This window comes from Pseudomonas sp. C9-3, from assembly GCF_032392015.1.
Classification (GTDB): domain Bacteria; phylum Pseudomonadota; class Gammaproteobacteria; order Pseudomonadales; family Pseudomonadaceae; genus Pseudomonas; species Pseudomonas nitroreducens.
On sequence record NZ_CP135919.1, the window covers coordinates 3,474,472 to 3,497,978 of the forward strand.

A 23,507-nucleotide genomic window follows, 5' to 3' on the forward strand; every position below is an offset into this window, starting at 1 on the left:
ATGATGATGGCCCTCGGCATGTTCGTGTTTTCCCTAAACACCCTCGCTTACCAGGAACTCCAACGGCAGACCGCCTGGCGCCACCCCGGCACCAGCCGCATCGGCGCCCAGCCCGCGCGCCAGTTCCTCGGCCGTGGCGACGACGAACTCACCCTGCAGGGCCTGCTGCTGCCCGAGCTGGCCGGCACCCAGCTCAGCCTCGATGCATTGCGTGAGATGGCCGACACCGGCCGCGCCTGGCCCCTGGTCGAAGGCACCGGCCGCATCCTCGGCCTCTGGGTCATCGAATCCATTGGCGACACCCGCACTCTGTTCTTCCAGGACGGCGCCACCCGCCGCATCGAGTTCAACCTCAAGCTCACCCGCATCGACGACGGTCGTGTCGACCTGCTCGGCGCGGCCCTCAGCACCGCCGGCAACCTCCTGCGGGGCATCCTGTGAGCTTCGCCCCGCTCGACAAGGCCGCCGCCCTGGTGCGTGGCGATACACCACCCGGCTACCCCGTCCCGGCCTACCGCCTCACCGTCGACGGCCAGGACCTCGCCGCCCTGCTCACCCCGCGCCTGGTCGGCATCGAACTCACCGACAATCGCGGCATCGAGGCCGACCAGCTGAGCATCACCTTGAGCGACCACGACGGCCTGCTCGCCATCCCCCCGCGCGGCGCCGTCCTGCGCCTCTGGCTCGGCTGGAGCGACACCGGCCTCGTCGACAAAGGCACCTACACCGTCGACGAAACCGAACACAGCGGCGCCCCGGACGTGCTCAGCATCCGCGCCCGCAGCGCCGACCTGCGCAAAGCCCTCAAGGTCAAACGCGAACGCAGCTGGAGCAACGCCACCCTCGGCCAGGTCCTGCGCGACATCGCCGCCGGCAACCAGCTCGACCCCGCCATCGCCGAAGCATTGGATCCCCTGCCCATCCTCCAGCTCGACCAGGCCAACGAATCCGACGCCAACCTGCTCACCCGTCTCGGCGAGGAATACGACGCGGTGGCCACCGTCAAGGCCGGCCGCCTGCTGTTCATGCCCGCAGGCCTCGGCCAGACCGTCAGCGGCCAACCCCTGCCCCACATCACCCTCACCAGGGCGGACGGCGACCAGCACCGCTACCTGCAGGCCGACCGCGACGCCTACGACGGCGTCCGCGCCTACTACTACGACGTCAACAGCGCCAAAAAGCAGGAAGCCATCGCCGGCGGCGGCGACAACCTCAAGGAACTGCGCCACACCTACGCAGACCTCGAAAGCGCCCTGCGCGCCGCCCGTTCGGAATGGAACCGCCTGCAACGCGGCAGCGCCACCCTCAGCTACACCCTCGCCCGGGCACGGCCTGACCTCATCCCCGAACTCACCTACAGCCTCCACGGCGTCAAGGACGAAATCGCCGCCATCATCTGGTACGGCGGCAACCTCCTGCACAGCCTCACCGACCAGGGCTTCACCACCGCCCTGGAGCTGGAAGCCAAGCTCCCAGAAGACCTCGTCAGCGACCTCGCCGACCAGGCCGCCGGCGACTACACCGGCATCCTCGCCTGGTACAGGGACGACACCACCGGCACCGAGCAAACCCTCACCGCCGGCCCCCAGACCAAGCCCCGCCGCCTGCCTTTCCTCTACGCAAACAAATCGACCGCCAAAAGGGCGGTCGATAGGGAGTGGAGCAAGATGAGGTCGGGGTATACCCCCTAAAACGAACGAAAAAGGCCCCGTATAACGGGGCCTTTTAGTAACTTACACTATTCGAGTGAGCCTTCCGTAGGCTGGTAGAAATCCTCAGGACCAAAGATTACCGGAGGTATAATTATTTGCCCCCAAGCACTGTTTGCGGTAAGTGTTGCAATTTGATTCCGCAGGGAGCCGTACAACATATTTGGCCCACTGAAAGCAACTTTCTTCGCTCGCTCCGGCTCCGGCACATCGTCATCAACGATGAAATTCCCAACGATCAAACAATTGATATAGTAGGGGTCTGAGGAATTCTCTATTTCGACCTTATAGCCCAAACCCATTTGAAGAGTTCTGTCGTCTCGCGAATGAAAAAAAACCTTCACATGCGGCTCAGCTACGGGATCATTTGAATCAAAATCAAAATCCGGGTTTGCATTAACTTGAAACTCCATAAAAAAAAGAGATTCAAGCAAAAATCCTGCGCTCTTCATTTTGGCACTCGCGGTAGAATTCGCTCACATCAATGTAACTTTCACTATCCTGCAACGCCTCAAGGACAGCCACGCTCTCAAGCGGCTCCGATTTGGCATGCATAGACGTATTGGCAAACACCTCGAACCACTGTACTGAAGCGGAGGGCTCAGCTATGTGGATATGAAGTTGACCACCAATAGCATGGGAAAGCTTCACCATCGAATCGATTGTGAAATTAGTATCACCGCGAAGTGCCTTTGAAATATAAGCACTACTGGTACCAACTTTCTCTGCAAGCTCGGCGCTATTGACACCTTTTCTTTTCATCAGGCGAGAAAGCGAGCGAACAAATTCAAGCTTAGCGCGTTCAACCCTATATTCGTGTGTGCTTTTTATATCCTGTATAAGTTTACGAAATGCTTTCATCATCGTCTTCCTCTATGAACTCAAGTTCATTCCGTTCCTTGGCAGAAAGATACAGCCTTTTCGCTCTTATTGATCTTTCAACTTCTCTCTTCGGTGTCTTCTGATCCTTTTTGATGATTCCATGGGTGCATACCACTACACGGTCATCATCCTCAAACCAAAAGACCCTCAAGCGTCCCTTAATGTATTCATAGATGCACTCGCCTTGATCAACATAGTGGCACTGCTTCGTGTTGAACTCATCCGAACCACTCTCACTATGTATCTCCATCATCCGAACCAAGCCTGCGACGTTCGAATTGAAGTTTGCAGCAAGCTCATCCATGAAGATTTCGACCTGGGATCGGCCATCCGGTTCCATCGGAGAAACGACTCTCCAACGCCCATTAAAGAGGACCTTAAGCTTCACGCAACCACCGAGGGAGGCCGCACATTAACCCATAGGTTAAGTCAAAGCTAGACGTTCCGATGGCTTTGGCAAGTCTTTTTTCAGAAAAAATTTGGACGAAAATCAATTTGTCAAGTCCCTTTTCATTGATAGCGTCAATTTACTAACAGTGACATTGGTAGCGAAAGACGGGGAAACCCCATTCCTCCTAGCTCTCCACTCATAGCCACCCTGGGAGCGCCTTGCTCCCTGACTAACGGCCGCAGTAGCCACAAGCCATCATCGCACGAATCAAGCATGCTCGAAATTGACTACAAAGCCAGTAGCCTCAGCTATTTCTCTGCCTCAAAACGCCCCACTTGAAGACAGAACGGCGCCTCCACCCCAATCCTCACCTGATTCCCCTTCACTGACGTGATACGCACACGTATCCCCTCGCGCTTCACGGCATCAAGTAGTTCATATGCGCTTGTATGCGGCTGCAAACAAAGCTCAAGGCCTTCATCAGGCAAAGGGGTCAGTATGAATTCCATAGCGTCCATCCTGGTGCGGTGAGAGATCGTTCAGTCAAACACAGCGAATAGTGGGAAAACGCCGAGATAGAGGCGGAAGGGTTCCGCGGGTATTGCGAGAGATAGGCTGATCAGCTGTCAGTATCAAGAGTACTCATGAAGCCCCGGCGGGCGCCGGGGGTCCTGCATCAGTGGCGGGCCGTCTCGATCAGCGCAGCAGCGCAGCGCATCAGGTATTGGCGATCCTTCTCCACCAGGTGCCTGTAAAGCCTCACCAACTCCCATTCACTGCCGCTTAGCGACAGAGCAGGCACTTGCAGCACAGCATCGGCATTCGGAGGTGGTCCCCCTTTTTCCTTCTTGTCCAGCATTCTGAGAACTCCATCAGCATGATGCCGACAGCATGCAAGGCCCCCGAGCACAGGCCCATAAATCGAACTCGCAATAGCGTGCTTTAGGAAACTTCGCACAGCTGTCTCCAAAGCGTATAGCCCTCAGTAATAGCCCATAAAAAAGCCCCGCAATGGCGGGGCTTTACTCGTATTCGTTGATCCTCAGTCGCGCATCGATTCCGCCCAGTCCTTTGGGTCGTGAATTTCTCCCGTTTCGCAATCCGTGACTTCGCCAATAATTCGGTCGAGCCGGAAGGTTCGCTCCGCGTGCTTGGAATGGCATTCCCCTTTCAAAGCCGAACGCGAAACCGAATGGACCGTCACGGTACGAAATGTGATATTTCCGTCACGGTCCTCATAAAGAAACTCGACCTCACCAATGCTCCACCCCTCGCGGATCGCGCGCGTTGGTCGTTGGGGTTTCGCGGCTCGGATTCGGGGCTTCTTCGGCGCCGCTAGTTGGGGCTTGACCTTCGCCCACGCAACAGACTTAGCGGGCAATTCCAAATGTAGGCCAAGGGCAGCCGCCGCAATGGGGTCTTTCCGACTTTCGGCCCACTGATGATGAATCGCTTGCTGCTGTTCTGCACTCAACGCCTTGAGCTTGCGCTGAGGGCAATACTCTGGCTGAGCCACGGGCTTGGGTTGTTCCAATGACTCGCCTTCTTCGTCTAAGCGTCGAAACAACTCAGCTTCACGACGTTTTGCACGCCGAACCATGGCGACAAAGACAACTGTGACCACGGCGACCAAAAGCAAGAACTCCACGGCGTACATCCTTAAAGGAAGATCGCCCGATTCTATTTACGCCTCGCCGGCGGACACGACGAACATTCCCTTTGCCAAGCGTAGGAACGATCTCTGATCGTCGTCTGACATTCCCTTGAACAGGCGCAACAGATCGGCCTCCATCGGGCTCACTTCGCCAGGCAGAGAGCGCCGCCCAGTGACGACATAAAGCACGTCGACCCCAGCAGCTTCTACAGCTGAAAGGTACGCGGCGTCAGGGCTACGCTCGCCCTTCTCGTAATTTCCCTGGGCGTTTGCCTTCACGCCGCCAATCTCCCCGAAGCTGCCTTGCGACAAGCCAAGGCGTTCACGCTCCTCGCGCAACCGCTCACCAATTCCACTCATTCGAATATGATTTCCGTTTTACGCCACTCATTTGAGTGTTAGTCTGAGTTGCATTGAACGTTTTTGAATGGATTTGAATGATGCATGCCACTCGCACCCCTGCACAAGCAAAGGCCTGGCTCAACGAGCTGGGCCTGTCGGTGAAAGACTTCGCCGAACAAAAGGGCCTTGATGTCTTCACGACCTACCAAGTCCTGGCGGGCACTAAGAAGGGCCTTCGCGGGGAAGCACATCGCGTCGCTGTAGCCCTCGGCATCAAAGTCGGCGTGATTGCAGAATAGTGGCCATTGCGCCGAGAGGAAACCGGAAGATGAAAACGAAGATTCTTGCGACACGCCGCCAGGTGGTGAGGGCCATTATCGAAGCCTTCCCCGGCGGGCGCGAAATGGCCGCCGCCTGGTTGGGCCTGGAACTGAAGAAGTTCGACAACCATGCCTACGAGAGTTCCGGCAGCCGTCCTCTGACCGACGACCAGTTGTTGGCCCTGGAACAGCACGCCGGCACCAGCTTCTACGCTGACTTCGTCTCTCGCCAATATGGCGGCGTCTTCGTGCTCATGCCGCCGGATACCGAACTGGACAACCTGGACCTCTACGCCCGCTCGCTCGCCACCGATGTGGCCGAAGGCAAGGTCAATCAGATTATCGCCCACGCTCTGCGCGATGGCCGTATCGGCGAAGCCGAGCTGGCCGAGATCATCGCTGCCCACCGCAAGCACATCGCCGCCCGCCACGCCGAGATTGGCGCCGTCATCACGCTGCACCGGCAACAAGGAGATAAAGCATGAACCAGCAACTGATTCCGGTGTTTAACGGCGAAATTGACGGACGTCCACAACAGCTCTGCAATGCTCAGGACCTGCACCAATTCCTTGAGGTGCAGACCCGTTTCAACGACTGGATGGCACGCCGAATAGAGCAATACGGCTTCGTTCAGGGCGAGGACTTTTACTCAGTCCTGAGTAAAAGTGATGGGGGCCGTCCCGCAACCGAGTACCACCTCACCCTTGACATGGCCAAGGAGCTGGCCATGGTCGAGAACAATGAACAGGGCCGCCAGGTACGCCGCTACTTCATCGCCCTGGAGCGCCAGGTGCTGGAGAGCCGGGGCGCTACCTACCTCAGCGTCTCGCAACAGTTGGCCATCCATCGACAAGTGCCCAGGCTGCTGGCCCAGCTCAAGGCCGAAACGGTGCCCGCCATCCGCGCGACACTGCATGCCCAGCTGACCCAGCACTGTCACCTACTCGCGTTGCCGGTGCCATCGCTCGACAAGGTAGGCCGCGCAGCACCGGAAAACGGCGAGCTGTTCCCGGCCACGCAGGGCTGAGCCATGAGCGTCCCCTATCGGCTGGTCTGCCCCCACTGCCACGGCTCGCTGCGCATCCGCACCAGCGAAGGCACCCACATCCTCCTGCGCACGGCTTACCTGCAGTGTGCCAACGAGGCCTGCGGCTTCTGCGCCCGAGCCCAGTTCGAAATCACCCACGAACTGAGCCCGTCCGCCATGCCCAACCCCACCATCAAGCTCCCCGTCGCCCCAGTCATCATGCGCCGCCAGGCCATGGCCAAGGCCGACGAAACCCAGCTCGATATGCTGTCTCCACTGGAGTACGTGTCATGAACCGCTCCAACGACTACCGCACCACCCTGCAACAAGCCGCCCGCGCCTACCTGCTGATCCACGCCGACCAGTACCTCGCCGATACCGACCCGCTCAAACAGGCCTGCATCGACCATCTGGTCGACGACCTTGGAGCCCTCCGCGCACTCGCCAAACTCCTGACCGACCGCGCCTGGACTGACGCCTTCCTGCCACGCGCAGTGGTCTGGCTCGGCGTGGATTGGGCCAGCAACGTCCACCCCGACAACCGCATCCGACTCCTGAAGCACACCTGATCTCCTGACCCCCAGCCCAAGCCCGCGCCCCGTGGGTTTGGGCGAGCTACACCCTTTTTTCGAGGTTTCGCCATGCAAGGCATCATCCCGGTCACAGTGGAAGTGCAGCGCCACCAGGCGCTGGCCTACCTGCGCTGGCTCGACAATCAGTACCAGCTGGCCATGGCCGAAGCCTGGTACACCGACCGCTACCGCCACACTCCCCAGGGCGAGCGCGCCCGCGCCATCCTGCTCGACCATCCCCACATCGTCGGCATCTACCGCACCCGCCGCGCCCTACGCCTGCAGCTGGGGTTCAAGCCATGATGGACATGGACCGCCAACTGCAGGACGAAGTCCTTCGCCGGATGCAAGACCAATTCGGTCTGCAGCCCATCAGGAACACCGAGTACCTGCGCAAAGGAGAATGCCCGGCCTGCCACAAGCGAGAACTCTACGCACTGATCAACAAGCCCTATTTCATCCGTTGCGGGCGGGGCAAATGCGATCAGCAATGGCACGTCAAAGAGCTATGGCCCGAGCTGTTCGATGACTGGAGCAAGCGCGTTCCAGCCACGGAAAAAGACCCAGCAGCGACAGCCAAGGCCTACCTATCGTTCGGCCGCGGCTTTGACCTGGGCTTGATCGAGGGCTGGTACAGCCAGGAAAACTACTGGGACCGCGACCTCAACATAGGCAGCGCCACCGTCCGCTTCCCTCTGGACAAGGGCGTCTACTGGGAGCGGCTGATCGACCGCCCCGAGCGCTTCGGCAAGAAGAAGGCCCGCTTCAAGCCAGGGGCCAGCCCCCGTGGCGCCTGGTGGGTTCCACCTTGCGTCGACATGTTGGAAGTGAAAGAGCTTTGGATCACCGAGGGTATCTTCGACGCCACCGCCCTGGTCCATAACAACATCGCCGCCGTTTCGGCGATGAGTTCCAACTACTACCCCGAAGACTCCCTGCGCGAACTGCTGGCCATGCGTGAAGGGCGGTTGCCGAAACTCATCTGGGCCTTGGATAACGAAGAGAAGGCCATCAGTTACGCCCGTCGCTGGGCCACCCAGGCGCGGGAGCTGGGCTTCAACTGTGAAGCCGCACTGATCCCCCAGCACGGCAAGCGCAAGACCGATTGGAACGACTGGCACCTGCGCTGGAAGTTCATCGACAACGAAGGCCAACGCAACGAGCAGATCAGCAAGGACATCAAGCTCGCCCGCCACCACGGCGCCCTGGCATTCGCGCAAAGCGCTGCAGATAAAGGCCTGCTGCTCTACAACTGGGCCAACCGCGGTGAGTTCCATTTCCGCTACGCCAATCGTCTGTACTGGTTCAAGCTGGATATCGAGAAGTTCAACAAGGCAATGGCGATCATCGAAAAGAGCGACGACGCCGAAGACAAGCTGCTCAACAACCGCCAGATGCGTGACAAGGCCCTGCGCGAGGCAGGCGGTGTCGTCGAAATCGCCAACTGCTACCCGCAGGCCCTGTACTTCCAGCGCAATGAAGTCACCGACGACAGCTGGTACTACTTCCGCGTCGACCTGCCCGACGGCAGCATCGTCAAGAACGCCTTCACCGCCGCCCATGTCGCCGGCGCCAGTGACTTCAAGAAACGCCTGCTCGGCGTCGCCGCCGGCGCCATCTACACAGGCACAGGCAACCAGCTCGACCGCATCATCAAGGACCAGCTCGAAGGCTTGAAGACCGTCGAGACCATCGACTACCTGGGCTACAGCAAGGACCACCAGTGCTACATCCTGGGCGACATCGCCGTCCGCGACGGCCTCGTCCAAGCGGTCAACGAAGAAGATTTTTTCGAGTTCGGCAAGCTGCAGATCAAGACCTTGCAGCGCTCCATCAAGCTCGACGTCGCCCTGTCCGACCAGGGCTACCGCCGAGAGTGGCTCGACTGGCTCTGGCTGTGCTTTGGCGCCAAGGGCCTGGTCGCCCTCGCCTTCTTCTTCGGCTCGCTCTTCGCCGAACAGATACGCGCCGAGTTCCAGAGCTTCCCCTTCCTCGAAGCCACCGGCGAGGCCGGCGCCGGCAAGTCCACTTTGCTCATGTTTCTCTGGAAGCTGCTCGGCCGCCCCGACGAGGAAGGCCAGGACCCGGCCAAGATGACCCCTGCCGGCCGCCGTCGCTGGCTCAGCCAGCTGTCCAACCTGCCCATGGTCATGCTCGAAGCCGACCGCAGTGACAACAACCACGCCAACCCGGCCAAGGCCAAGTCATTCGACTGGGACGAATTCAAACCCCTCTACAACGGTCGCGGCCTGGGCGTCACCGGCCAGAAGACCAGCGGCAACGAAACCAAGGAACCACCCTTCCGGGGCTCCCTGGTATTCAGCCAGAACGCTACCGTCATGGCGTCCGAAGCGATCCTCACCCGCATCGTCAAACTCTGGTTCGAGCGCCCGCAGGTCACAGTTGAAAGCCAGGCCGCTGCGGACCACCTCAACCACCTGACCTGCGCCGAGGTCAGCCACTTCCTCCTGCTGGCCTTGCGGGCAGAAAAGGCCGTAATGGAGCGGTTCCGCCAGCGCTTCGACGTCCACTGCGCCGCCTTGCGCGGGCTCAAGCAGATTCGCATCGAACGCCTCATCAAGAACCACGCCCAGCTGATGGCCCTTGTCGACTGCCTGCGCCTCGTTGTGCCCCTGAGCGACCACCAACTCGCCTGCGCTCAACAGACCCTGACCGTCATGGCCCTCGAGCGACAAGAAGCCGTCAACGCCGACTGCACCGAGGTGGCCGAGTTTTGGGAGGTCTACGAGTTCCTCGAAAACACCGCCGACCACCCCGTCGTCAACCACAGCAAGAAGCCCGACACCATCGCCATCAACCTCAATGAATTCGCACACCTGGCCAGCGAGTTCCGCCAGAAGCTGGCCGACGTCGCCACCCTGCGCGACCTGCTGCGTGAATCCCGTCAGCACAAGTTCATCCGCTGCGCCGCCGTCGACAGCGCTGTCCGCGCGCAGGACCTCAGCCGCAACCGTACCCCACGTCCCAGCACCGTCAAATGCTGGGTCTTCGAAGCCCACTGACCGGCGCGGCAACGCCGGCAGATATCACCCCCGAAAGGAGACACACCATGCACCCCGACCAACCCCAAGGCCCCAACACCCCCGACCGCCTCACCAGTTGGCTGGTTCTGGGCAGCCTCGCCCTGTTCGACCTGCTCGCCTTCGGCCTCACCTACTACATCGGCAACGCCCTTTACCACGCTTGACCCCACCCGGCGCGGCAACGCCGGCAACACCCAACGGAGACACACCATGCAAGCGACGCACTTCGTATTGAACGTCACCAACACCGAGCGGGGTTTCCCCCTGATCCAATTCAAGGATCTCTACGGCTGCGCCTGCACGCTCCAACTGAGCAGCCTCGTAGAGCCGGTCTGCGTCTGGTTCGGCCCCAGCGAACATCGCATGCACCTCTCACAGGCACAGGCCGCCGAGCTACTGCCCTACCTGGTCGCCTTCATCGAAACCGGCGACCTCACGTGCGCGCCCGCCGCCCCCGAAGCCGGCACACAGCAGTTGTTCGCCGGCATCAGGCCCACCAGCAAGTACGCCGCTCAGATCAACTGGTGCGAGGCTCAGGGCTATGGCCATCCCTTCAGGGTTGAACTGGAGCCTTCAGCTGACGGCTACGTCGTCATCGGCGGTGCTGGCGGTCGCTATCGCCTCGACGACGTACACCTCTACGCCAAGAGCGGCGACGACCTGATTCAGATTCGCTGAGGCGGAAGGAAAGGAGAAATCAGGAATGGACGTCATCGACCGCGCCAACGACCACGCCGACTACCTGTTGCAGGTAGCCCTGGCCAACCGCCCGACAGCAGCCGGACCCAGCGCCGAATGGTGTGACGACTGCGGCAACCCCATCCCCGAGGCACGCCGCGAAGCCGTACCCGGCTGTGAAACCTGCGTGTCTTGCCAGGAAATCCGCGAGCACCTCGCCCGCATCTGAAAAAGAGGCGCCAGGGGGCGGCAACCCCCTGACGCCAACCACCCCGAACGGAGACACACCATGCAAGCGAATCACCCCCAGGGCAGCGGCGCAAAGGCTAGCACACCCACCCTCAAGGTCGGCGACCGCGTCAGCTTCGCCGTCGTCCGATCTAGCTCCCGCACCGTCCGAATTACCATCCGCGAGGCCTGCATCGCAGAGCTGGCCGAACTCACCGCCACCGTCCGCTACGGCAACGGTCGCACAGACGTCATCCGCCTGGACGACCTCACCCCCGCCGACCAACCCAACGCCCTCACCCGCGCCCTGTGCGGCGACAGTGAGACCCGCGCAGTCGATCAGGAAAAAGGAGCTGGCTCATGATGCTCCGTCGCACCTTCAAGCATTACGGCTTCTGCTGTGGCCTGGGCGGCGGCTCGGCAGGCTTCAATGACTCCAGCGCCATCGTCGGCAACGTCCAGGCGTCCTGGCGCTGTCTCGGCGGCGTCGACAATGCCCAAGGCGCCCTGCACGACTTCGAGAAAGCCACCGGCACCAAGGGCACCCTGCTGGACCTGTTCACCCGCGATCAGTACACCCGTTTCCACGGCAAAGAACCGCCGCCCGGCTGGGTGGAAGCCACCGTCGACGATATCCGCCGCTCGGCCGGCTACGAGTTCCCCGACGCCGTCTTCATCAGCAGCCCCTGCAAGGGAGCAAGCGGCTTGTTGGCCCAGGGCCTGAGCGTCACACCGCGTTACCAAGCCTTGAACGAGCTGACCCTGCGCTGTGTCTGGCTGATGCTCGAAGCCTGGAAGGACGACCCCGTCGGCCTGATCATTTTCGAGAACGTCCCGCGCCTGGCCACGCGGGGCCGCCATCTGCTCGACCAGATACGCCAGCTGTTCAGTCACTACGGCTACGCCGTGGCCGAAACCACCCACGACTGCGGCAAGATTGCCGGCCTCGCCGAGAGCCGCCCGCGCATGCTGCTGGTCGCCCGCCACGTCGCCAAGGTTCCGGCCTTCCTCTACCAGCCCCAGCAGTACAGCCTGCGCGGCGTCGGCGAAATCCTCAGCCGCATGCCCCTGGCCGGCGACGTCGAACTCGCTGGTCCCATGCACCGCGTGCCGTCGCTGCAATGGCAAACCTGGGTTCGCCTCGCCCTGGTCCGCGCCGGCAGCGACTGGCGCAGCCTCAACGAACTGGCGATCGAGGATGGATATCTGCGCGACTTCGTCATCGTGCCGGAGTACCAGGCGGGCTATCTGGGCGTGAACGGCTGGGAGGACAGCACCGGCGTTATCGCTGGTCGAAGCGGCCCCACCAACGGAGCTTACTCAGTCGCCGACCCGCGCTACGAACAGTCGGCGCGCTGGAACTACGGCCAACAGTTCGGCGTCGTCGCCTGGGATGAAGCCTGCGGCACCATCACCGGCCAGAAGTCGCCCGGGCAAGGCAAGTTCAGCGTCAGCGACCCGCGCCCGAATTGGAAGCGCCACTCCAACAATTACCGCGTCATCCGTTACGACCGCCCCGCCGGCGTCATCATCGCGGGCGGCAAGGGCGTCCAGGGCGGCTGGCAGTCCGTCGCCGATCCTCGCGTGCTGCACCGCAGCAAAGGCGACGCTTACCTCACCGGAGGCCACTACGGCGTGGTCGGCTGGAACGACTACACCGGCGCCGTATCCGCCAGCGCACGCCACGACAATGGGCGATGGTCGGTTGCAGACGCGCGCATGCCTGCCGCCAACGAAAGACTTAACTGCGTCATTCGCAGCATCGACGGCACGTGGCACCGCCCCTTCACCACCCTGGAACTCGCCGCCCTGCAGTCCCTGTTCGACCCGGAAGACATCTGGCAACCGTGCGAACAGACCGGCCAGCTGCGCCAGGTCGGCGAGCAGTTCATCCTGCACGGCAACAGCGACAGCGCCTGGCGCGAACGCATCGGCAACGCCGTCCCCCGCGCCGCCGCCAGAAAAATCGCCGACCTCATGGCCACGACACTCCTGCTGGCCGAACAGGGCGAGACGTTCACGCTAAACAGCCTGCCGGTCTGGGTCCGCCCGCTGGCTATAGCCATAAGCATGGCGCGACAGGAGGCACACCCATGAATACCGTATTCCTGCTGATGGCCCAGTACAGCGGCCGCACCGTCATCCCCCTGGAGGATGTACGCCGCGACTACTTCAGCCACCTGACCATCGAGAACTTTCGGCGCAAGCTGGCCAACGGCTCGATCAAACTGATAGTCACCAGTCTGGAAGCAAGCCAGAAAGGCGAGCGCGGCGTACACCTGAACGACCTGGCTACCTACATCGACACCCAGCGACAGAAGGCCCTGGTCGAATTCAACAAGCTGCACGGATAAAGCAAAGGGGCCATCAGGCCCCTTTCTTGTAACACTTAGTCGGCAATACCACAGGGGCATTCACGATTCGCTCGAGCCAAGGCCAGCCTTCGAAGCGGTCGCCCACCCGTTGTAAGTGTGTGTATCGCCGCAAAGAAGCCCAGCTACGATGGCCTGACGTGCTGGCTACGCGGGGGATGTCCCAGGACAATTCGAAAAGCCGGCTGATGCCTTCGTGGCGAAGGTCATGGAATGTTAGGCCCTGTACCCCGGCGACTTTGCACGTCAGGTTCCAAAGGCTGCCAACTGACTTTGCCGTGTAGGGGAAAATCTCCGCGCAGTCCCTGGGCATGCTTTCGATAATCAAGATGGCCTCTGGCGGCAGATGGCACCACACGTCATTTCCGATCTTCTGACCCGGATTCTTCATATCGCGCACCAGCACCCGCTGCGCTTTCGGCTCATAGTCTTCCCAGCGAATCCTGCAGATTTCTTCCTCTCGACGGGTCGAGAAAATAGCGAAGCCGGTCAGCTTGAGCATGTTGATCGTATAGGGGCGCCTGACCTGCATCTCGGCGAAATGGCTGAGCATCTTGTCTAACTCATCTAGTGTCGGCCGCCGCGTGCGCTCTTTGCTCTTCGACACCATGCCAAGACTGCGCAACACCCGACGTGCGTCCGGTATTGCGTGCGAGTCAATCTCATGTCCCCACGCTGGCCTGGCGACGGACAACGCAGAACCCAGGTGGGCTAAATCGTTCCCGACCGTTTGAGCCTGAACCCCCCCACCATCCGGCGTCATTCGCCACTGGCCGAACTCCACCACGCGCTGACTGGTTATCTCGGTATCTTTCAGATCCCCGAGCCAACTTTTAGCTATGGCGTTTAGGGCCAGACGCTTTGTCCTACCGAGCGGCCTGATGATTTCGTACTCGGTGAGATACCTGTTGATGATCTCCCGAAGGATGGCACCCTTTCGGTTGGCTCTGTCCAGCGCTCCAGGTACTGCAAGCTCAGTCTCTCGAAGCTTTAGCCAGGCCGATGCGGCGGCCTTCCGATCGAATGACCGGGTTTCCTGATAAACTATTTTCCCGCCACGACGTAGGCGTATCTGCGTCGTGTACTTGATTTCCCCGCTTTTGTTCTTCCGTTGCGTGATGGTGCCCATATGGCCTCAGTGCTAAATCGGTCCAAGCCAGTGCTGAAATTAAGCACTCATGCTGCAAAAACCTGCGGAAACCAACAAAAACACACCTGAAATAGACATTCTTGAATGCCCGTCACATCTGCCTCCAGCCCCCGCCCCCAGCGCCCCGAGCCCTCCCGCCGCTTCTCCGTCGCGCCGATGATGGATTGGACTGACCGCCACTGCAGATTTTTCCTGCGCCAATTGTCCAGTAATACCCTGCTCTATACAGAAATGGTCACCACTGGCGCGCTGCTGCACGGCGATGCCGCGCGCTTCCTGCGCCACGACGAGTGCGAGCATCCACTCGCACTGCAACTGGGCGGCAGCAATCCGGCAGACTTGGCGGCCGCCGCGAAGATGGCTGAAGAGGCCGGCTACGACGAAGTGAACCTGAACGTCGGCTGCCCCAGCGACCGCGTGCAGAACAACATGATCGGCGCCTGCCTGATGGGCCACCCGGCGCTGGTGGCGGACTGCGTGAAGGCCATGCGCGATGCGGTATCGATCCCGGTAACGGTCAAGCACCGCATCGGCATCAACGGCCGCGACAGCTACGAAGAACTCTGCGACTTCGTCGGCCAGGTTCGCGACGCCGGCTGCCGCAGCTTCACCGTGCACGCGCGCATCGCCATCCTCGAAGGCCTGTCGCCCAAGGAAAACCGCGAAATCCCGCCGCTGCGCTACGACATCGCCGCGCAGCTCAAGCGAGACTTCTCGGAGCTGGAAATCGTCCTGAACGGCGGCATCAAAACCCTGGAGGAATGCCGCGAGCACCTGCAGGTATTCGATGGCGTGATGCTCGGCCGCGAGGCCTACCACAACCCCTACTTGCTGGCCCAGGTGGATGCCGCGCTGTATGGCTCGCCAGAGCCGGCCATCACCCGTGCACAAGCCCTGGCGCGGATGCGCCCGTACATCGAGCGGCACATTGCCGAAGGCGGCGCGATGCACCACGTGACCCGCCATGTCCTCGGCCTGGCGCAAGGTTTCCCGGGGGCGCGGCGCTTCCGCCAACTGCTCTCGGTGGACGTTCACAAGACCAAGGACTCCCTCGGCCTGCTTGATCAGGCCGGAGAACTTCTCGCCGGTCACTGAGTCCCGTTGAGTGGCGCATCAGCCTCGGGTAAGGTCGATGCACTCTCTACGGAAGACGCGCCATGACCTCCAAGCTGGAACAACTCAAGCAATACACCACGGTTGTCGCCGATACCGGCGATTTCGACGCCATTGCCCGCCTGAAGCCGGTGGATGCCACCACCAACCCGTCATTGCTGCTGAAGGCTGCCGCCCTGCCCCGCTACACCGAGCACCTGGCGCGTGCCACCGAAGGCGCGCAGGGTGACGCCGGCCTCGCCTGTGATCGCTTCGCCGTCGCCGTGGGCAAGGACATCCTGGGTGTGATTCCGGGGCGCATCTCCACCGAAGTGGACGCCCGCCTGTCCTTCGATACCGAAGCCACCCTGCTACGCGCCCACCGCCTGATCGACCTGTATGACCAGCAAGGCATCGGCCGCGACCGCGTGCTGATCAAGATCGCCTCCACCTGGGAAGGCATCCGCGCCGCCGAGCAACTGGAGCGCGAAGGCATCCAGACCAACCTCACCCTGCTGTTCTCCTTCGCCCAGGCCGCCGCCTGCGCCGACGCCGGTGTGTTCCTGATCTCGCCCTTCGTCGGGCGCATCTACGACTGGTACAAGAAGGCCAATAACCGCGACTACGTCGGCGCGGAAGATCCAGGCGTGCAGTCCGTTTCGCGCATCTACCGCTACTACAAGGCCAATGGCTACGAAACCGTGGTGATGGGCGCCAGCTTCCGCAACCTCGGCCAGATCGAGCAGCTCGCCGGCTGCGACCGCCTGACTATAAGCCCGGACCTGCTGCAGCAATTGGCCGATGCCCAGGGCGAGCTACCGCGCGCACTGCAGCCCGGTGGTGGCGAGGCGCGCCAGGTTCTGGACGAGAGCACCTTCCGCTGGCAGATGAACGAAGACGCCATGGGCACCGAGAAGCTGGCCGAAGGCATCCGCCTGTTCGCCCGTGACCAGGAAAAGCTCGAGGCGCTGCTCGCCAACCGCTGAAAACTGCGGACGAGCAAATGCAAACCGGCGCCCAGGGCGCCGGTTTGCATTTCAGCTCATCGAATCAGTGGCGCTCGAGCGCGCTCACCAGATCGTGGAATGCCTCGCGGTTGGTCTCGTTCAGGCCCATCAGGATACGGTGGGCCTCGAGCACCTTGCCGCGCACCACCTCCTCGGACTGGTCCTGGGGAGGCAGATCGGTCAGGCAATCCGAACACGGAATCGGGCGATCGACGATGTTGAACACCTGATCGAAGCCCATCGACTGCAGCAACCGGGTGATGTCCGCATTGGTGGTGACCAGCGTGGGCAACAGCCCGACCTTCTGCCGCGAGAGAATCGACAACTTCGCCAGGAGGCCCAGCGTGGTGCTGTCGATGCTCTGGGTTTCCGTGAGATCGATGATGATCGCCGAGAAATTCAACGCGGCGAAGATTTTTTCAATGGTGGCATCCAGCGCCGAACACAGGGTCAGTCGGACTTCGCCCACGAACTTCAGGACGAATGAGCCATCCTGCTCGGCGAACTGGATTTTACCGGTACTCATGCAAGGTTCCTGCTCAACACCAGCAAGGCAATATCATCCGGCATCTCGGACAACTTGGCCAGTCCGAAGACTTGACGCAGGCCATCCAGGGTTCCGCCGGCGGCGACGACCTGCTCGGGCAGGGCCGTCTCCTTTTCTTTCAGCGTAGCTCCCGGAAGGACGTCGAGAATGCCGTCCGAGAACAGGGAAAGGCTGAAGGATTTGGGAAGATCAAGGACATGATCCTCGTAAGTCGCTTCGTCGAACAGCCCTACCGGCAGGCCACGGCCTTCCAGGTAACGGGCTTCACCGTCGACATAGAGCACTGGCAGCGGCAGGTGCCCGCCGATGCTGTAGGTCAGGCGATCGGTATCCAGGTCGATCACGCCGCCGAGCATGGTCACGTGCTTGCCCAGGTTGCAGTTGATCAGCCCGCGGTTGATGTGACCGAGTACGTCCGACGGCTTGAATTCCGGCAGCATGTCGTTGCGCTTGGACTCGTACAGCAGCCGCGTGGTCATGAACTTCAGCAGCACGGTGACAAAGGCAGACGAAGCGCCGTGACCCGAAACGTCGGCGAGATAGAAGCCGATGCGGCGGGCGTCGACACGGAAGTAATCGACAAAGTCACCCGACAGGTACAGCGACGGGATGATCTGGTGGGAAAACGCCAGTCCTTCGGACTCCCACGGAGTCTCCGGCAGCATGTTCATCTGCACCTGGCGACCGGCGTTCTGGTCTTCCTGGAGCAGGTTCAGGCTGGCCTGCAGTTCGCGGTTGGCGGTTTCCAGCTTTTCGCGATAACGGCGGTTTTCCGAGCGCAGGAAGGCGCGGTCCAGGGCACGGCGTACCGAGTGTTCCAGGACGGCAAGGTCTTCCAGCGGCTTGATCAGGTAGTCGGCGGCGCCCAGGCGCAGGGCCTCGACGGCATCGCTCATCACACCGGCACCGGACAGCACGATCACCGGGGTTTCCACCGCCATCTCGCTGACACGACGGATCAGCTCGAGGCCGTCCATCTGCGGCATGCGCAGATCGCAGATCACCAGGTCGGGGAGTTGGTGTTCGAAGACCTTCAGGCCTTCCAGGCCGTTGGTGGCCTGTGTGACCTTGAATCCGCTGTCTTCCAGGTAGGCGGCGAGGCTTTCGCGGACGACGTCGTCGTCATCGATAATCAGCAGCGAGGCACTGGCTTTGTGCATGGGTCATCCAGGCAAACGGCGCCGGGGTTGTGGTTTGGCGCTCATTCTAGGGAACAGCGGCGCGGGTCGGTCGCGACAAGGCGCAGACAGTACTCCCATCCGCTCAAGGGTTCAAGCAGGCGCAGCCCGCGCCACGAACGGCGCGGGCTGGAGGACAGGAACGGTCTGCGGGCAAGGTGGATCAGAAGTCGTCTTCGACCTCGCCGTCCTTGACCTTGAACTCGCGGTTCTGCAGGTAGGCGTTGCGGATGAAGGTGTATTTGTCGCCGCTGATCAGCTTCTCGGACTTGAGCAGGTCGGCGCGGGTATCGACCACGTTGACACCGCGCAGGCTGTTACGCACCGATACATTGTCGATGTAGGGATACGGGCCGGTATAGGCATCCGGGATCAGCGAGGGCGCATCGCGCAGGGTGCTCGGGCCCAGCAGCGGCAGCATCACGTAAGGGCCGCTGCCCACGCCGTAATGGCCGAGGGTCTGGCCGAAGTCTTCGTCGTTGCGGCGCAGGCCCATGTGGGTCGCGACGTCGATGAAGCCGGCCAGGCCGAAGGTGGTGTTGAACAGCAGGCGGCTGGTATCGACGCCGGCATCGCGGAACTTCAGTTGCAGCAGGTCGTTGACCAGGTTGCGCACGTCACCGATGTTGCCGAAGAAGTTGTGCACGCCGTCCTGCACGACATTCGGCGTGACGTACTGGTAGCCCTGGGCCAACGGCTTGAGGGCGTAGGTGTCCAGGGTGTCGTTGAAGGTGAAGATCGGGCGGTTGATGCTTTCCCACGGGTCGTCTTCGCTGGCGGCCTGCGCCAGGAACGGGATCGTGGCCAGGCCGGCGACGGCGAGCAGGCTGAAGCAGCGTTTCGTCCATTGGACGCCTAGTGGGCGCATCGGGAATTCTCCAGTGAATGTCTTTCGGGCCAGCCATGGCGGCCCCGCTATGCGGGCAGATTATATAGAGGCCGAACGGTTTTGCGGACCCGAACCGATCTCAGAGGATTTCGATTCGTGGCCGCGCACTACCGTTTCGCTTGCTTCCAGCCGAAAGCATAGTGCCACTTCAGTCCGGATACCGTGCGTCGATGACAATTTCCAGCGCATCGGAGCGCCAGAACTCCTGGTCCCACTCCACCAGCCGGCCGTCGTCGACAAAGCTTGCACGCTCCACGTGCAGGCCCGGCGCGCCCGGCGCCAGTTGCAGCGGCGTCGCCCGCGCAGCCACCAGCGCGGTGGAATGCATGGCAAGTTCGGAACGCGACAGGCTGAGGCCCAGCTCCTCGCGCAATACGCGGGTAAGCGAGGTGTCCAGCCCGTGATCGAGCAGCCCTGGGCACCAACTGGCGTCCAGGGTGATTTCCTCCAGCATTACCGGGCGTTCGTCGACCCAGCGTCGGCGCAGGATATGGAACACCTCGACCCCTTCACCCAGCCCCATGCGTCGAGCGATAGCGGGCCCGGCGGTACGGCGTTCAGCGGCCAGCACTTCGGTACGCGGCACCCGCCCCTGGGCCTGGACGTAATCCATGAAGCCCGTGGTGCGGGTCGGGTTGTACCGGATGCGCGGCGGCGAGACGAACCAGCCGCGGCGATTCTCGCGGTAGAGCACGCCTTCTGTTTCCAGCTGCTGCAGCGCCTCGCGCAGGGTTACGCGGGTGCAGCCGAAGCGTTCGGCCAGCTCGCGCTCGGCGGGCAGGCGCTCGGTGAGGGTGGCGTTGGCGATGTCCTGCGCCAACTGCTCGCGAATGCGCAGGTAATGGGGCATGGGTTCGACCGGCATGGGTGTCTTCCGCAAAAAGGCGCGGCGATTATAACGGCACGCAGAGGGACTTCATCGGACCGTCACAATGGCCCGCTAGTCTGGCCTAGACCAATTATCAGAAAAGCCCGCCATGCCTGCGACTGCCGACCTTCCGCGCTTCACGACCCTGCTGTTCGGACTGTCCGGTGATCTGGTGGACTTCGGCGCAAGGACGCTGCCGGTTGCCCTGCAACGTATTTGCCCCGACTGTCCGCCGGAGCGCCTGACCTCCGCCCTCGCCCTGCCACCACAGCAGGCCCTGGATCTGGCCCTGGGCCACGATGCCGACGCCCCGGAGCGCGACCTGTTCCAGTCGGCCCTGGACGAAGCCGCCCAGGCCCACGCCGAGGCCACACCCGGCGCACTGGATGCCCTGCAGTCGCTGCACCAGCGCGGCGTTCCCTGTGCCTGGCTGGATGAGCTGCCCAATGCCACCACGCTGCACCTCGCCGCCGCGCTGGACGACCACCTTGCCACCGGGCTGGATATCGCCGGCCGCCAGTGGCCAGCGCCGGATTCCTGCTGGCAGGCACTGATGCAGCTTGGCACTCCATTGCTGGACGGCTGCGTGCTGGTCAGCGGCCAGCCGCGCCTGCTCCAGGCCGGGCTCAACGCCGGCCTGTGGACCATCGGCCTGGCAGCCAGCGGCCCCCTCTGCGGCCGAGCGCCCGGCGACTGGGATGCCCTGGGCAATCTCGACCGCGACCGCCTGCGCGCCCAGGCCACACTCGGCCTGTACCGCCTCGGCGTGCACTCGGTCATCGATCATCTGGGCGAGCTGGATTCCTGCCTGCAGGACATCGCCAGCCGCCGTCTGAAAGGAGAAAAACCATGAAGCACGAGCGCCACCGCTTCCTCGACGAGTTGGCCGAGCGTTTCGCCAGCCACGGCGCCGAGCCTTACGGCGAAGCCGTCAGCCAGGCCGAGCACGCGTTGCAGTGCGCCACGCTGGCCGAGCGCGCCGGTTGTTCCGACAGCCTGGTGATCGCCGCCCTGCTCCACGACATCGGCCACCTCTACGAGAACCCGGAGCTGATCGATGAACAGGACCTGCGCCACGAGGAGTTCGGCGCCAACCTGCTGCGCGAACTGCTGCCCGAATCCGTCTGGCAGCCGATCCGCCTGCACGTAGCCGCCAAGCGCTACCTCTGCGCGGTGGACCCGGCGTACCACGCCGGCCTGTCCTGGGCCTCGCGGCAGAGCCTGGCGCTGCAGGGCGGGCCGTTCGATGAGCGCGGCTCCAGCGCCTTCCTCAACGCGCCGTTCTCCCAGGACGCGCTGACGCTGCGCCGCCTGGACGACCTGGGCAAGGACCCGGCCATGCGCACGCCGGAGCTGGAGCACTTCTTCCCACTGCTCGAGCGGCTCCTGCGCGTTGATCGGCATCAGGCAAGGGTGCGCGCGGCGAGTTAAGCTCAAAGGCATGGCGATGGACCTTTTCCCCGTCGGGCGAGGTCCATCTTTGGGTACGTACCGCAGAAGGACACCACCATGCCGACACAACGCCTCCAGGAAGAACTCCAGGCCCTGCGCGACCAGCTGGAGCGCCAGCCGCCGCTGAACGCGGAAGAGCGCGAATCGCTGCAAGCCCTGATCAAGGACATCGAATTGCAGCTGGCCAACGAAGAGGCGCTGGCCGACGAGACCCTGATGGACAACGTCAACCTGGCCGTCGAGCGCTTCGAGGCAAGCCATCCGACCTTGGCCGGCACGCTTCGCTCCATCGTGCAGAGCCTGGCGAACATGGGCATCTGAAGCTCCCAGATATGAAAAACCCGGCCAAGGCCGGGTTTTTTGTATCCGCGATTGACAGGCGCGCCAGCGACTACTGACGCACCAGCCGGCGATTGTCCGGCTGCACGGCTTCGCTGCTGCGGTACGGGTTGATGTCCAGCCCGCCACGGCGCACGTAGCGCGCGTAGACAGTCAGGCGGGTCGGCTGCAGCAGGCGTTGCAGGTCGAGGTAGATACGCTCGACGCATTGCTCGTGGAAATCCTGGTGCTGGCGGAAAGAAACCACGTAGGCCAGCAGGCTCGCGGCATCCAGCGCCGGGCCGGCGTACTCGACCACCAGGGTGCCCCAATCCGGCTGGCCAGTGACCGGGCAGTTGGATTTGAGCAGGTGGCTGTAGAGCACTTCGTCGACGCGGCGGGTGTCGTCGCAGCGCAGCAGTTCCGGGCGCGGGTGGTCGTAGCTTTCTACCGCGACGTCCAGATCGTCGACACAGGTGCCCTGGATGACTGCCACGCCCTCGCCCGCCACTTCGTCCAGGCCGCGAACACGTACGCCTACCGGCGCGCCAGCGGCGGCGGACAGATCACGCTCCATCACCGCACGTACGGCTTCGGCATTGTCGAAGGCGGTCTGGTTCAGCGAGTTGAGGTAGAGCTTGAAGGACTTGGACTCGATGATGTTCGGCGACTGCGCCGGGATCGAGAACTCGCCGATGGCCACCACCGGCTTGCCCGACGCGGTCAGCCAGGACAGCTCGTAGCAGTTCCACAGGTCCACGCCCTGGTACGGCAGGGTATCCGCGGTCAGGCCCAGTTCCGCCCACTTGGTGGTACGGGAGATCGGGAAGAGCAGTTCCGGCGCGTAGGTGGAGACGTATTCGCTGGATTTGCCCAGGGGCGAGTGTTCGGCGGGATGCTGCATGGGGAGGTCCTGCTGGATCGGCGATGCGGGTGGTGGCGCGAGGCGGCGAGTGTATACAAATCCGCCGCCCCTTTCAGCAGCCGGCGGACGAGCCGGATATCCCGACATATCCAGCATGCGCTTCTGTAGGATGGGTATCGCTTCGCTCCACCCATCCTACGCAGAGCCAGTCAGAACCACATCCGCACGCCCGCCACCCAGTAGCCCTCTTCGTCGCCCTCGCCTTCCGCCCGAGCAATGTCGCCACTTCGGCCGTAAGTCTTGTTCCAGACGTAGCCGAAGTACGGTGCGAACTCCCGGCGCACTTCGTAGCGCAGGCGCAAGCCCACCTCAAGCTCGCTGCCGCCCGCGCCAACGCCGGCGTCGCGGTCATCGGCCAAGGCCAGGTTGTATTCCAGCGCGGGCTCCAGGATCAGCCGCTGGGTCAGCAGCAGCTCGTATTCGGTTTCCAGGCGCAACGACGGGTCGCCGCGCTCGCTGAGGAACAGGTTGGCGTCCACCTCGAACCACTGCGGCGCCAGCCCCTGGAGGCCGAGAACGGCATAGGTGCGTGACGGCCCCGGTTGATCGTCATGGCGCACGCCCACCTGCCAGTCCCAGAAGTCCGCTACCAGCCGCTGGTAAAGCAGCTGCACTTCGTTGTCGGTGGTAGGGCCGCCGGCGTCGCGCTCGCCCTCCAGCTTCAGGCGCAGCTTCTGGTAGTCGGTGCCGTACCAGCCCTGGGCTTCCCAGCCCAGCGCCTGGTCGTTGCCGTGAAAGCGGCTTTCCAGGCGCTGGATCAGCAGCGAGCCCATGGGCATGTCGTCCATCTCGGCGCTTTCTGCGGGCAAGGCCAAGCCCAGGGTCGCCGCGCAGGCCACCGTTGCAATGCGTTTCATGGCGG

The 23,507-nt window shown here is 62.3% G+C and carries 34 protein-coding genes; 20 read left to right on the plus strand and 14 right to left on the minus strand.

Annotated elements, in window-relative coordinates; translation table 11 throughout:
- Together RS899_RS15555 and RS899_RS15560 are read left to right on the plus strand one after the other, a co-directional pair.
- Complete coding sequence (locus tag RS899_RS15555; protein ID WP_315807502.1) at window positions 1-441, plus strand: phage tail protein; 441 nt, start codon at window positions 1-3, stop codon at window positions 439-441.
- A complete protein-coding gene (locus RS899_RS15560) occupies window positions 438-1,691 on the plus strand; it encodes a phage late control D family protein (protein WP_315807503.1) in 1,254 nt (417 codons plus the stop codon). Before RS899_RS15555 ends, RS899_RS15560 begins: the two co-directional genes overlap by 4 nt.
- 47 nt (window positions 1,692-1,738) lie before the next feature.
- Here the strand turns inward: RS899_RS15560 and RS899_RS15565 are convergent, their stop codons facing one another.
- The 7 genes from RS899_RS15565 to RS899_RS15590 all read right to left on the minus strand — a co-directional run bounded on the left by RS899_RS15565 (window position 1,739) and on the right by RS899_RS15590 (window position 4,996).
- Window positions 1,739-2,161, minus strand: a complete 423-nt coding sequence (locus RS899_RS15565) for a hypothetical protein (RefSeq protein WP_315807504.1) — start codon at window positions 2,159-2,161, stop codon at window positions 1,739-1,741.
- Window positions 2,136-2,573 (minus strand): helix-turn-helix transcriptional regulator, encoded by a 438-nt coding sequence (locus tag RS899_RS15570; protein WP_315807505.1) that lies wholly within the window; start codon window positions 2,571-2,573, stop codon window positions 2,136-2,138. Before RS899_RS15570 ends, RS899_RS15565 begins: the two co-directional genes overlap by 26 nt.
- Entirely contained in the window at window positions 2,554-2,979 is a 426-nt protein-coding gene (locus RS899_RS15575; RefSeq protein WP_315807506.1) for a type II toxin-antitoxin system RelE/ParE family toxin, read from the minus strand. Before RS899_RS15575 ends, RS899_RS15570 begins: the two co-directional genes overlap by 20 nt.
- Before the next feature lie 311 nt (window positions 2,980-3,290).
- Window positions 3,291-3,500, minus strand: coding sequence for a carbon storage regulator (locus RS899_RS30855; protein ID WP_409978018.1), 210 nt, complete (start codon window positions 3,498-3,500; stop codon window positions 3,291-3,293).
- Window positions 3,501-3,658: 158 nt separating this feature from the next.
- Window positions 3,659-3,841, minus strand: coding sequence for a hypothetical protein (locus RS899_RS15580; protein WP_315807507.1), 183 nt, complete (start codon window positions 3,839-3,841; stop codon window positions 3,659-3,661).
- A 183-nt stretch (window positions 3,842-4,024) separates the two neighbouring features.
- Complete coding sequence (locus tag RS899_RS15585; RefSeq protein WP_315807508.1) at window positions 4,025-4,630, minus strand: hypothetical protein; 606 nt, start codon at window positions 4,628-4,630, stop codon at window positions 4,025-4,027.
- A gap of 36 nt (window positions 4,631-4,666) precedes the next feature.
- Window positions 4,667-4,996 (minus strand): helix-turn-helix domain-containing protein, encoded by a 330-nt coding sequence (locus RS899_RS15590; protein WP_315807509.1) that lies wholly within the window; start codon window positions 4,994-4,996, stop codon window positions 4,667-4,669.
- Between the two features lie 80 nt (window positions 4,997-5,076).
- On the opposite strand from RS899_RS15590, the gene RS899_RS15595 reads away from it, so the two are divergent.
- The 13 genes from RS899_RS15595 to RS899_RS15655 all read left to right on the plus strand — a co-directional run bounded on the left by RS899_RS15595 (window position 5,077) and on the right by RS899_RS15655 (window position 13,201).
- Window positions 5,077-5,277: a DNA-binding protein gene (locus RS899_RS15595; protein WP_315810443.1), complete on the plus strand. Its 201-nt coding sequence runs from the start codon at window positions 5,077-5,079 to the stop codon at window positions 5,275-5,277.
- 29 nt (window positions 5,278-5,306) lie between these two features.
- Entirely contained in the window at window positions 5,307-5,783 is a 477-nt protein-coding gene (locus RS899_RS15600; protein ID WP_315807510.1) for a YmfL family putative regulatory protein, read from the plus strand.
- Window positions 5,780-6,325 carry an antA/AntB antirepressor family protein gene (locus RS899_RS15605; RefSeq protein WP_315807511.1) on the plus strand — a complete coding sequence of 182 codons (546 nt, stop codon included), beginning with the start codon at window positions 5,780-5,782 and terminating at the stop codon, window positions 6,323-6,325. Before RS899_RS15600 ends, RS899_RS15605 begins: the two co-directional genes overlap by 4 nt.
- A gap of 3 nt (window positions 6,326-6,328) precedes the next feature.
- Complete coding sequence (locus RS899_RS15610; protein ID WP_315807512.1) at window positions 6,329-6,619, plus strand: ogr/Delta-like zinc finger family protein; 291 nt, start codon at window positions 6,329-6,331, stop codon at window positions 6,617-6,619.
- Window positions 6,616-6,894, plus strand: coding sequence for a hypothetical protein (locus tag RS899_RS15615; protein ID WP_315807513.1), 279 nt, complete (start codon window positions 6,616-6,618; stop codon window positions 6,892-6,894). The genes RS899_RS15610 and RS899_RS15615 overlap by 4 nt, the downstream gene beginning before the upstream one ends.
- 72 nt (window positions 6,895-6,966) lie before the next feature.
- Window positions 6,967-7,200 (plus strand): hypothetical protein, encoded by a 234-nt coding sequence (locus RS899_RS15620; RefSeq protein WP_315807514.1) that lies wholly within the window; start codon window positions 6,967-6,969, stop codon window positions 7,198-7,200.
- Window positions 7,197-9,920 carry a toprim domain-containing protein gene (locus RS899_RS15625; RefSeq protein WP_315807515.1) on the plus strand — a complete coding sequence of 908 codons (2,724 nt, stop codon included), beginning with the start codon at window positions 7,197-7,199 and terminating at the stop codon, window positions 9,918-9,920. Before RS899_RS15620 ends, RS899_RS15625 begins: the two co-directional genes overlap by 4 nt.
- Before the next feature lie 47 nt (window positions 9,921-9,967).
- The gene (locus tag RS899_RS15630; protein ID WP_315807516.1) at window positions 9,968-10,105 is read left to right on the plus strand and encodes a hypothetical protein; all 138 of its coding nucleotides are present in this window, start codon (window positions 9,968-9,970) and stop codon (window positions 10,103-10,105) included.
- Window positions 10,106-10,151: 46 nt separating this feature from the next.
- Entirely contained in the window at window positions 10,152-10,619 is a 468-nt protein-coding gene (locus RS899_RS15635) for a hypothetical protein (RefSeq protein ID WP_315807517.1), read from the plus strand.
- 25 nt (window positions 10,620-10,644) lie between these two features.
- On the plus strand, window positions 10,645-10,848 hold the full coding sequence (locus RS899_RS15640; protein WP_315807518.1) for a TraR/DksA family transcriptional regulator: 204 nt from the start codon (window positions 10,645-10,647) through the stop codon (window positions 10,846-10,848).
- Window positions 10,849-10,908: 60 nt separating this feature from the next.
- Window positions 10,909-11,211 (plus strand): hypothetical protein, encoded by a 303-nt coding sequence (locus tag RS899_RS15645; protein ID WP_315807519.1) that lies wholly within the window; start codon window positions 10,909-10,911, stop codon window positions 11,209-11,211.
- On the plus strand, window positions 11,211-12,944 hold the full coding sequence (locus RS899_RS15650; protein ID WP_315810444.1) for a DNA cytosine methyltransferase: 1,734 nt from the start codon (window positions 11,211-11,213) through the stop codon (window positions 12,942-12,944). The genes RS899_RS15645 and RS899_RS15650 overlap by 1 nt, the downstream gene beginning before the upstream one ends.
- The gene (locus tag RS899_RS15655) at window positions 12,941-13,201 is read left to right on the plus strand and encodes a pyocin activator PrtN family protein (protein ID WP_315807520.1); all 261 of its coding nucleotides are present in this window, start codon (window positions 12,941-12,943) and stop codon (window positions 13,199-13,201) included. Before RS899_RS15650 ends, RS899_RS15655 begins: the two co-directional genes overlap by 4 nt.
- Window positions 13,202-13,214: 13 nt before the next feature.
- Here the strand turns inward: RS899_RS15655 and RS899_RS15660 are convergent, their stop codons facing one another.
- On the minus strand, window positions 13,215-14,348 hold the full coding sequence (locus tag RS899_RS15660; protein WP_315807521.1) for a tyrosine-type recombinase/integrase: 1,134 nt from the start codon (window positions 14,346-14,348) through the stop codon (window positions 13,215-13,217).
- Window positions 14,349-14,453: 105 nt separating this feature from the next.
- Between RS899_RS15660 and dusA the strand changes: the two genes are divergently transcribed.
- Both dusA and tal read left to right on the plus strand, forming a co-directional pair.
- On the plus strand, window positions 14,454-15,464 hold the full coding sequence (gene dusA, locus RS899_RS15665; RefSeq protein WP_315807522.1) for a tRNA dihydrouridine(20/20a) synthase DusA: 1,011 nt from the start codon (window positions 14,454-14,456) through the stop codon (window positions 15,462-15,464).
- A gap of 62 nt (window positions 15,465-15,526) precedes the next feature.
- Complete coding sequence (gene tal / locus RS899_RS15670) at window positions 15,527-16,447, plus strand: transaldolase (protein WP_315807523.1); 921 nt, start codon at window positions 15,527-15,529, stop codon at window positions 16,445-16,447.
- Window positions 16,448-16,511: 64 nt separating this feature from the next.
- On the opposite strand, the gene rssC is transcribed toward tal, so the two are convergent.
- From rssC to RS899_RS15690, 4 genes are all read right to left on the minus strand, one after another.
- A complete protein-coding gene (rssC, locus tag RS899_RS15675) occupies window positions 16,512-16,994 on the minus strand; it encodes an anti-sigma factor antagonist RssC (protein ID WP_017517513.1) in 483 nt (160 codons plus the stop codon).
- Entirely contained in the window at window positions 16,991-18,175 is a 1,185-nt protein-coding gene (gene rssB, locus RS899_RS15680) for a two-component system response regulator RssB (RefSeq protein ID WP_024763890.1), read from the minus strand. The genes rssC and rssB overlap by 4 nt, the downstream gene beginning before the upstream one ends.
- Window positions 18,176-18,356: 181 nt before the next feature.
- A complete protein-coding gene (locus RS899_RS15685) occupies window positions 18,357-19,061 on the minus strand; it encodes an MlaA family lipoprotein (protein ID WP_054911029.1) in 705 nt (234 codons plus the stop codon).
- Between the two features lie 169 nt (window positions 19,062-19,230).
- Window positions 19,231-19,947, minus strand: a complete 717-nt coding sequence (locus tag RS899_RS15690) for a UTRA domain-containing protein (RefSeq protein WP_315807524.1) — start codon at window positions 19,945-19,947, stop codon at window positions 19,231-19,233.
- 112 nt (window positions 19,948-20,059) lie between these two features.
- Between RS899_RS15690 and RS899_RS15695 the strand changes: the two genes are divergently transcribed.
- From RS899_RS15695 to RS899_RS15705, 3 genes are all read left to right on the plus strand, one after another.
- Window positions 20,060-20,803 (plus strand): phosphatase, encoded by a 744-nt coding sequence (locus tag RS899_RS15695; protein ID WP_054911027.1) that lies wholly within the window; start codon window positions 20,060-20,062, stop codon window positions 20,801-20,803.
- Entirely contained in the window at window positions 20,800-21,381 is a 582-nt protein-coding gene (locus RS899_RS15700; RefSeq protein WP_054911026.1) for a phosphonate degradation HD-domain oxygenase, read from the plus strand. Before RS899_RS15695 ends, RS899_RS15700 begins: the two co-directional genes overlap by 4 nt.
- A 78-nt stretch (window positions 21,382-21,459) precedes the next feature.
- Window positions 21,460-21,723, plus strand: coding sequence for a DUF4404 family protein (locus RS899_RS15705; protein ID WP_024763885.1), 264 nt, complete (start codon window positions 21,460-21,462; stop codon window positions 21,721-21,723).
- 70 nt (window positions 21,724-21,793) lie between these two features.
- Here the strand turns inward: RS899_RS15705 and queF are convergent, their stop codons facing one another.
- Window positions 21,794-22,624, minus strand: a complete 831-nt coding sequence (gene queF / locus RS899_RS15710; RefSeq protein WP_315807525.1) for an NADPH-dependent 7-cyano-7-deazaguanine reductase QueF — start codon at window positions 22,622-22,624, stop codon at window positions 21,794-21,796.
- A 170-nt stretch (window positions 22,625-22,794) separates the two neighbouring features.
- The gene (locus RS899_RS15715) at window positions 22,795-23,502 is read right to left on the minus strand and encodes a copper resistance protein B (RefSeq protein WP_315807526.1); all 708 of its coding nucleotides are present in this window, start codon (window positions 23,500-23,502) and stop codon (window positions 22,795-22,797) included.
- Window positions 23,503-23,507: the final 5 nt, after the last annotated feature.

Bases quoted from the DNA above. Each gene is read 5' to 3' on its own strand.
- RS899_RS15590 (WP_315807509.1), bottom strand. From the start codon at position 4,996: ATGAGTGGAATTGGTGAGCGGTTGCGCGAGGAGCGTGAACGCCTTGGC.
- dusA (WP_315807522.1), top strand. From the start codon at position 14,454: ATGCCCGTCACATCTGCCTCCAGCCCCCGCCCCCAGCGCCCCGAGCCC.
- RS899_RS15705 (WP_024763885.1), top strand. From the start codon at position 21,460: ATGCCGACACAACGCCTCCAGGAAGAACTCCAGGCCCTGCGCGACCAG.
- RS899_RS15700 (WP_054911026.1), top strand. From the start codon at position 20,800: ATGAAGCACGAGCGCCACCGCTTCCTCGACGAGTTGGCCGAGCGTTTC.
- RS899_RS15570 (WP_315807505.1), bottom strand. From the start codon at position 2,573: ATGATGAAAGCATTTCGTAAACTTATACAGGATATAAAAAGCACACAC.
- RS899_RS15580 (WP_315807507.1), bottom strand. From the start codon at position 3,841: ATGCTGGACAAGAAGGAAAAAGGGGGACCACCTCCGAATGCCGATGCT.
- RS899_RS15615 (WP_315807513.1), top strand. From the start codon at position 6,616: ATGAACCGCTCCAACGACTACCGCACCACCCTGCAACAAGCCGCCCGC.
- RS899_RS15645 (WP_315807519.1), top strand. From the start codon at position 10,909: ATGCAAGCGAATCACCCCCAGGGCAGCGGCGCAAAGGCTAGCACACCC.
- rssC (WP_017517513.1), bottom strand. From the start codon at position 16,994: ATGAGTACCGGTAAAATCCAGTTCGCCGAGCAGGATGGCTCATTCGTC.
- RS899_RS15650 (WP_315810444.1), top strand. From the start codon at position 11,211: ATGCTCCGTCGCACCTTCAAGCATTACGGCTTCTGCTGTGGCCTGGGC.
- RS899_RS15685 (WP_054911029.1), bottom strand. From the start codon at position 19,061: ATGCGCCCACTAGGCGTCCAATGGACGAAACGCTGCTTCAGCCTGCTC.
- rssB (WP_024763890.1), bottom strand. From the start codon at position 18,175: ATGCACAAAGCCAGTGCCTCGCTGCTGATTATCGATGACGACGACGTC.
- RS899_RS15605 (WP_315807511.1), top strand. From the start codon at position 5,780: ATGAACCAGCAACTGATTCCGGTGTTTAACGGCGAAATTGACGGACGT.
- RS899_RS15695 (WP_054911027.1), top strand. From the start codon at position 20,060: ATGCCTGCGACTGCCGACCTTCCGCGCTTCACGACCCTGCTGTTCGGA.
- RS899_RS15655 (WP_315807520.1), top strand. From the start codon at position 12,941: ATGAATACCGTATTCCTGCTGATGGCCCAGTACAGCGGCCGCACCGTC.
- RS899_RS15640 (WP_315807518.1), top strand. From the start codon at position 10,645: ATGGACGTCATCGACCGCGCCAACGACCACGCCGACTACCTGTTGCAG.
- tal (WP_315807523.1), top strand. From the start codon at position 15,527: ATGACCTCCAAGCTGGAACAACTCAAGCAATACACCACGGTTGTCGCC.
- RS899_RS15635 (WP_315807517.1), top strand. From the start codon at position 10,152: ATGCAAGCGACGCACTTCGTATTGAACGTCACCAACACCGAGCGGGGT.
- RS899_RS15660 (WP_315807521.1), bottom strand. From the start codon at position 14,348: ATGGGCACCATCACGCAACGGAAGAACAAAAGCGGGGAAATCAAGTAC.
- RS899_RS15600 (WP_315807510.1), top strand. From the start codon at position 5,307: ATGAAAACGAAGATTCTTGCGACACGCCGCCAGGTGGTGAGGGCCATT.
- RS899_RS15620 (WP_315807514.1), top strand. From the start codon at position 6,967: ATGCAAGGCATCATCCCGGTCACAGTGGAAGTGCAGCGCCACCAGGCG.
- RS899_RS15565 (WP_315807504.1), bottom strand. From the start codon at position 2,161: ATGAAGAGCGCAGGATTTTTGCTTGAATCTCTTTTTTTTATGGAGTTT.
- queF (WP_315807525.1), bottom strand. From the start codon at position 22,624: ATGCAGCATCCCGCCGAACACTCGCCCCTGGGCAAATCCAGCGAATAC.
- RS899_RS15690 (WP_315807524.1), bottom strand. From the start codon at position 19,947: ATGCCGGTCGAACCCATGCCCCATTACCTGCGCATTCGCGAGCAGTTG.
- RS899_RS15595 (WP_315810443.1), top strand. From the start codon at position 5,077: ATGCATGCCACTCGCACCCCTGCACAAGCAAAGGCCTGGCTCAACGAG.
- RS899_RS30855 (WP_409978018.1), bottom strand. From the start codon at position 3,500: ATGGACGCTATGGAATTCATACTGACCCCTTTGCCTGATGAAGGCCTT.
- RS899_RS15625 (WP_315807515.1), top strand. From the start codon at position 7,197: ATGATGGACATGGACCGCCAACTGCAGGACGAAGTCCTTCGCCGGATG.
- RS899_RS15610 (WP_315807512.1), top strand. From the start codon at position 6,329: ATGAGCGTCCCCTATCGGCTGGTCTGCCCCCACTGCCACGGCTCGCTG.
- RS899_RS15555 (WP_315807502.1), top strand. From the start codon at position 1: ATGATGATGGCCCTCGGCATGTTCGTGTTTTCCCTAAACACCCTCGCT.
- RS899_RS15715 (WP_315807526.1), bottom strand. From the start codon at position 23,502: ATGAAACGCATTGCAACGGTGGCCTGCGCGGCGACCCTGGGCTTGGCC.
- RS899_RS15630 (WP_315807516.1), top strand. From the start codon at position 9,968: ATGCACCCCGACCAACCCCAAGGCCCCAACACCCCCGACCGCCTCACC.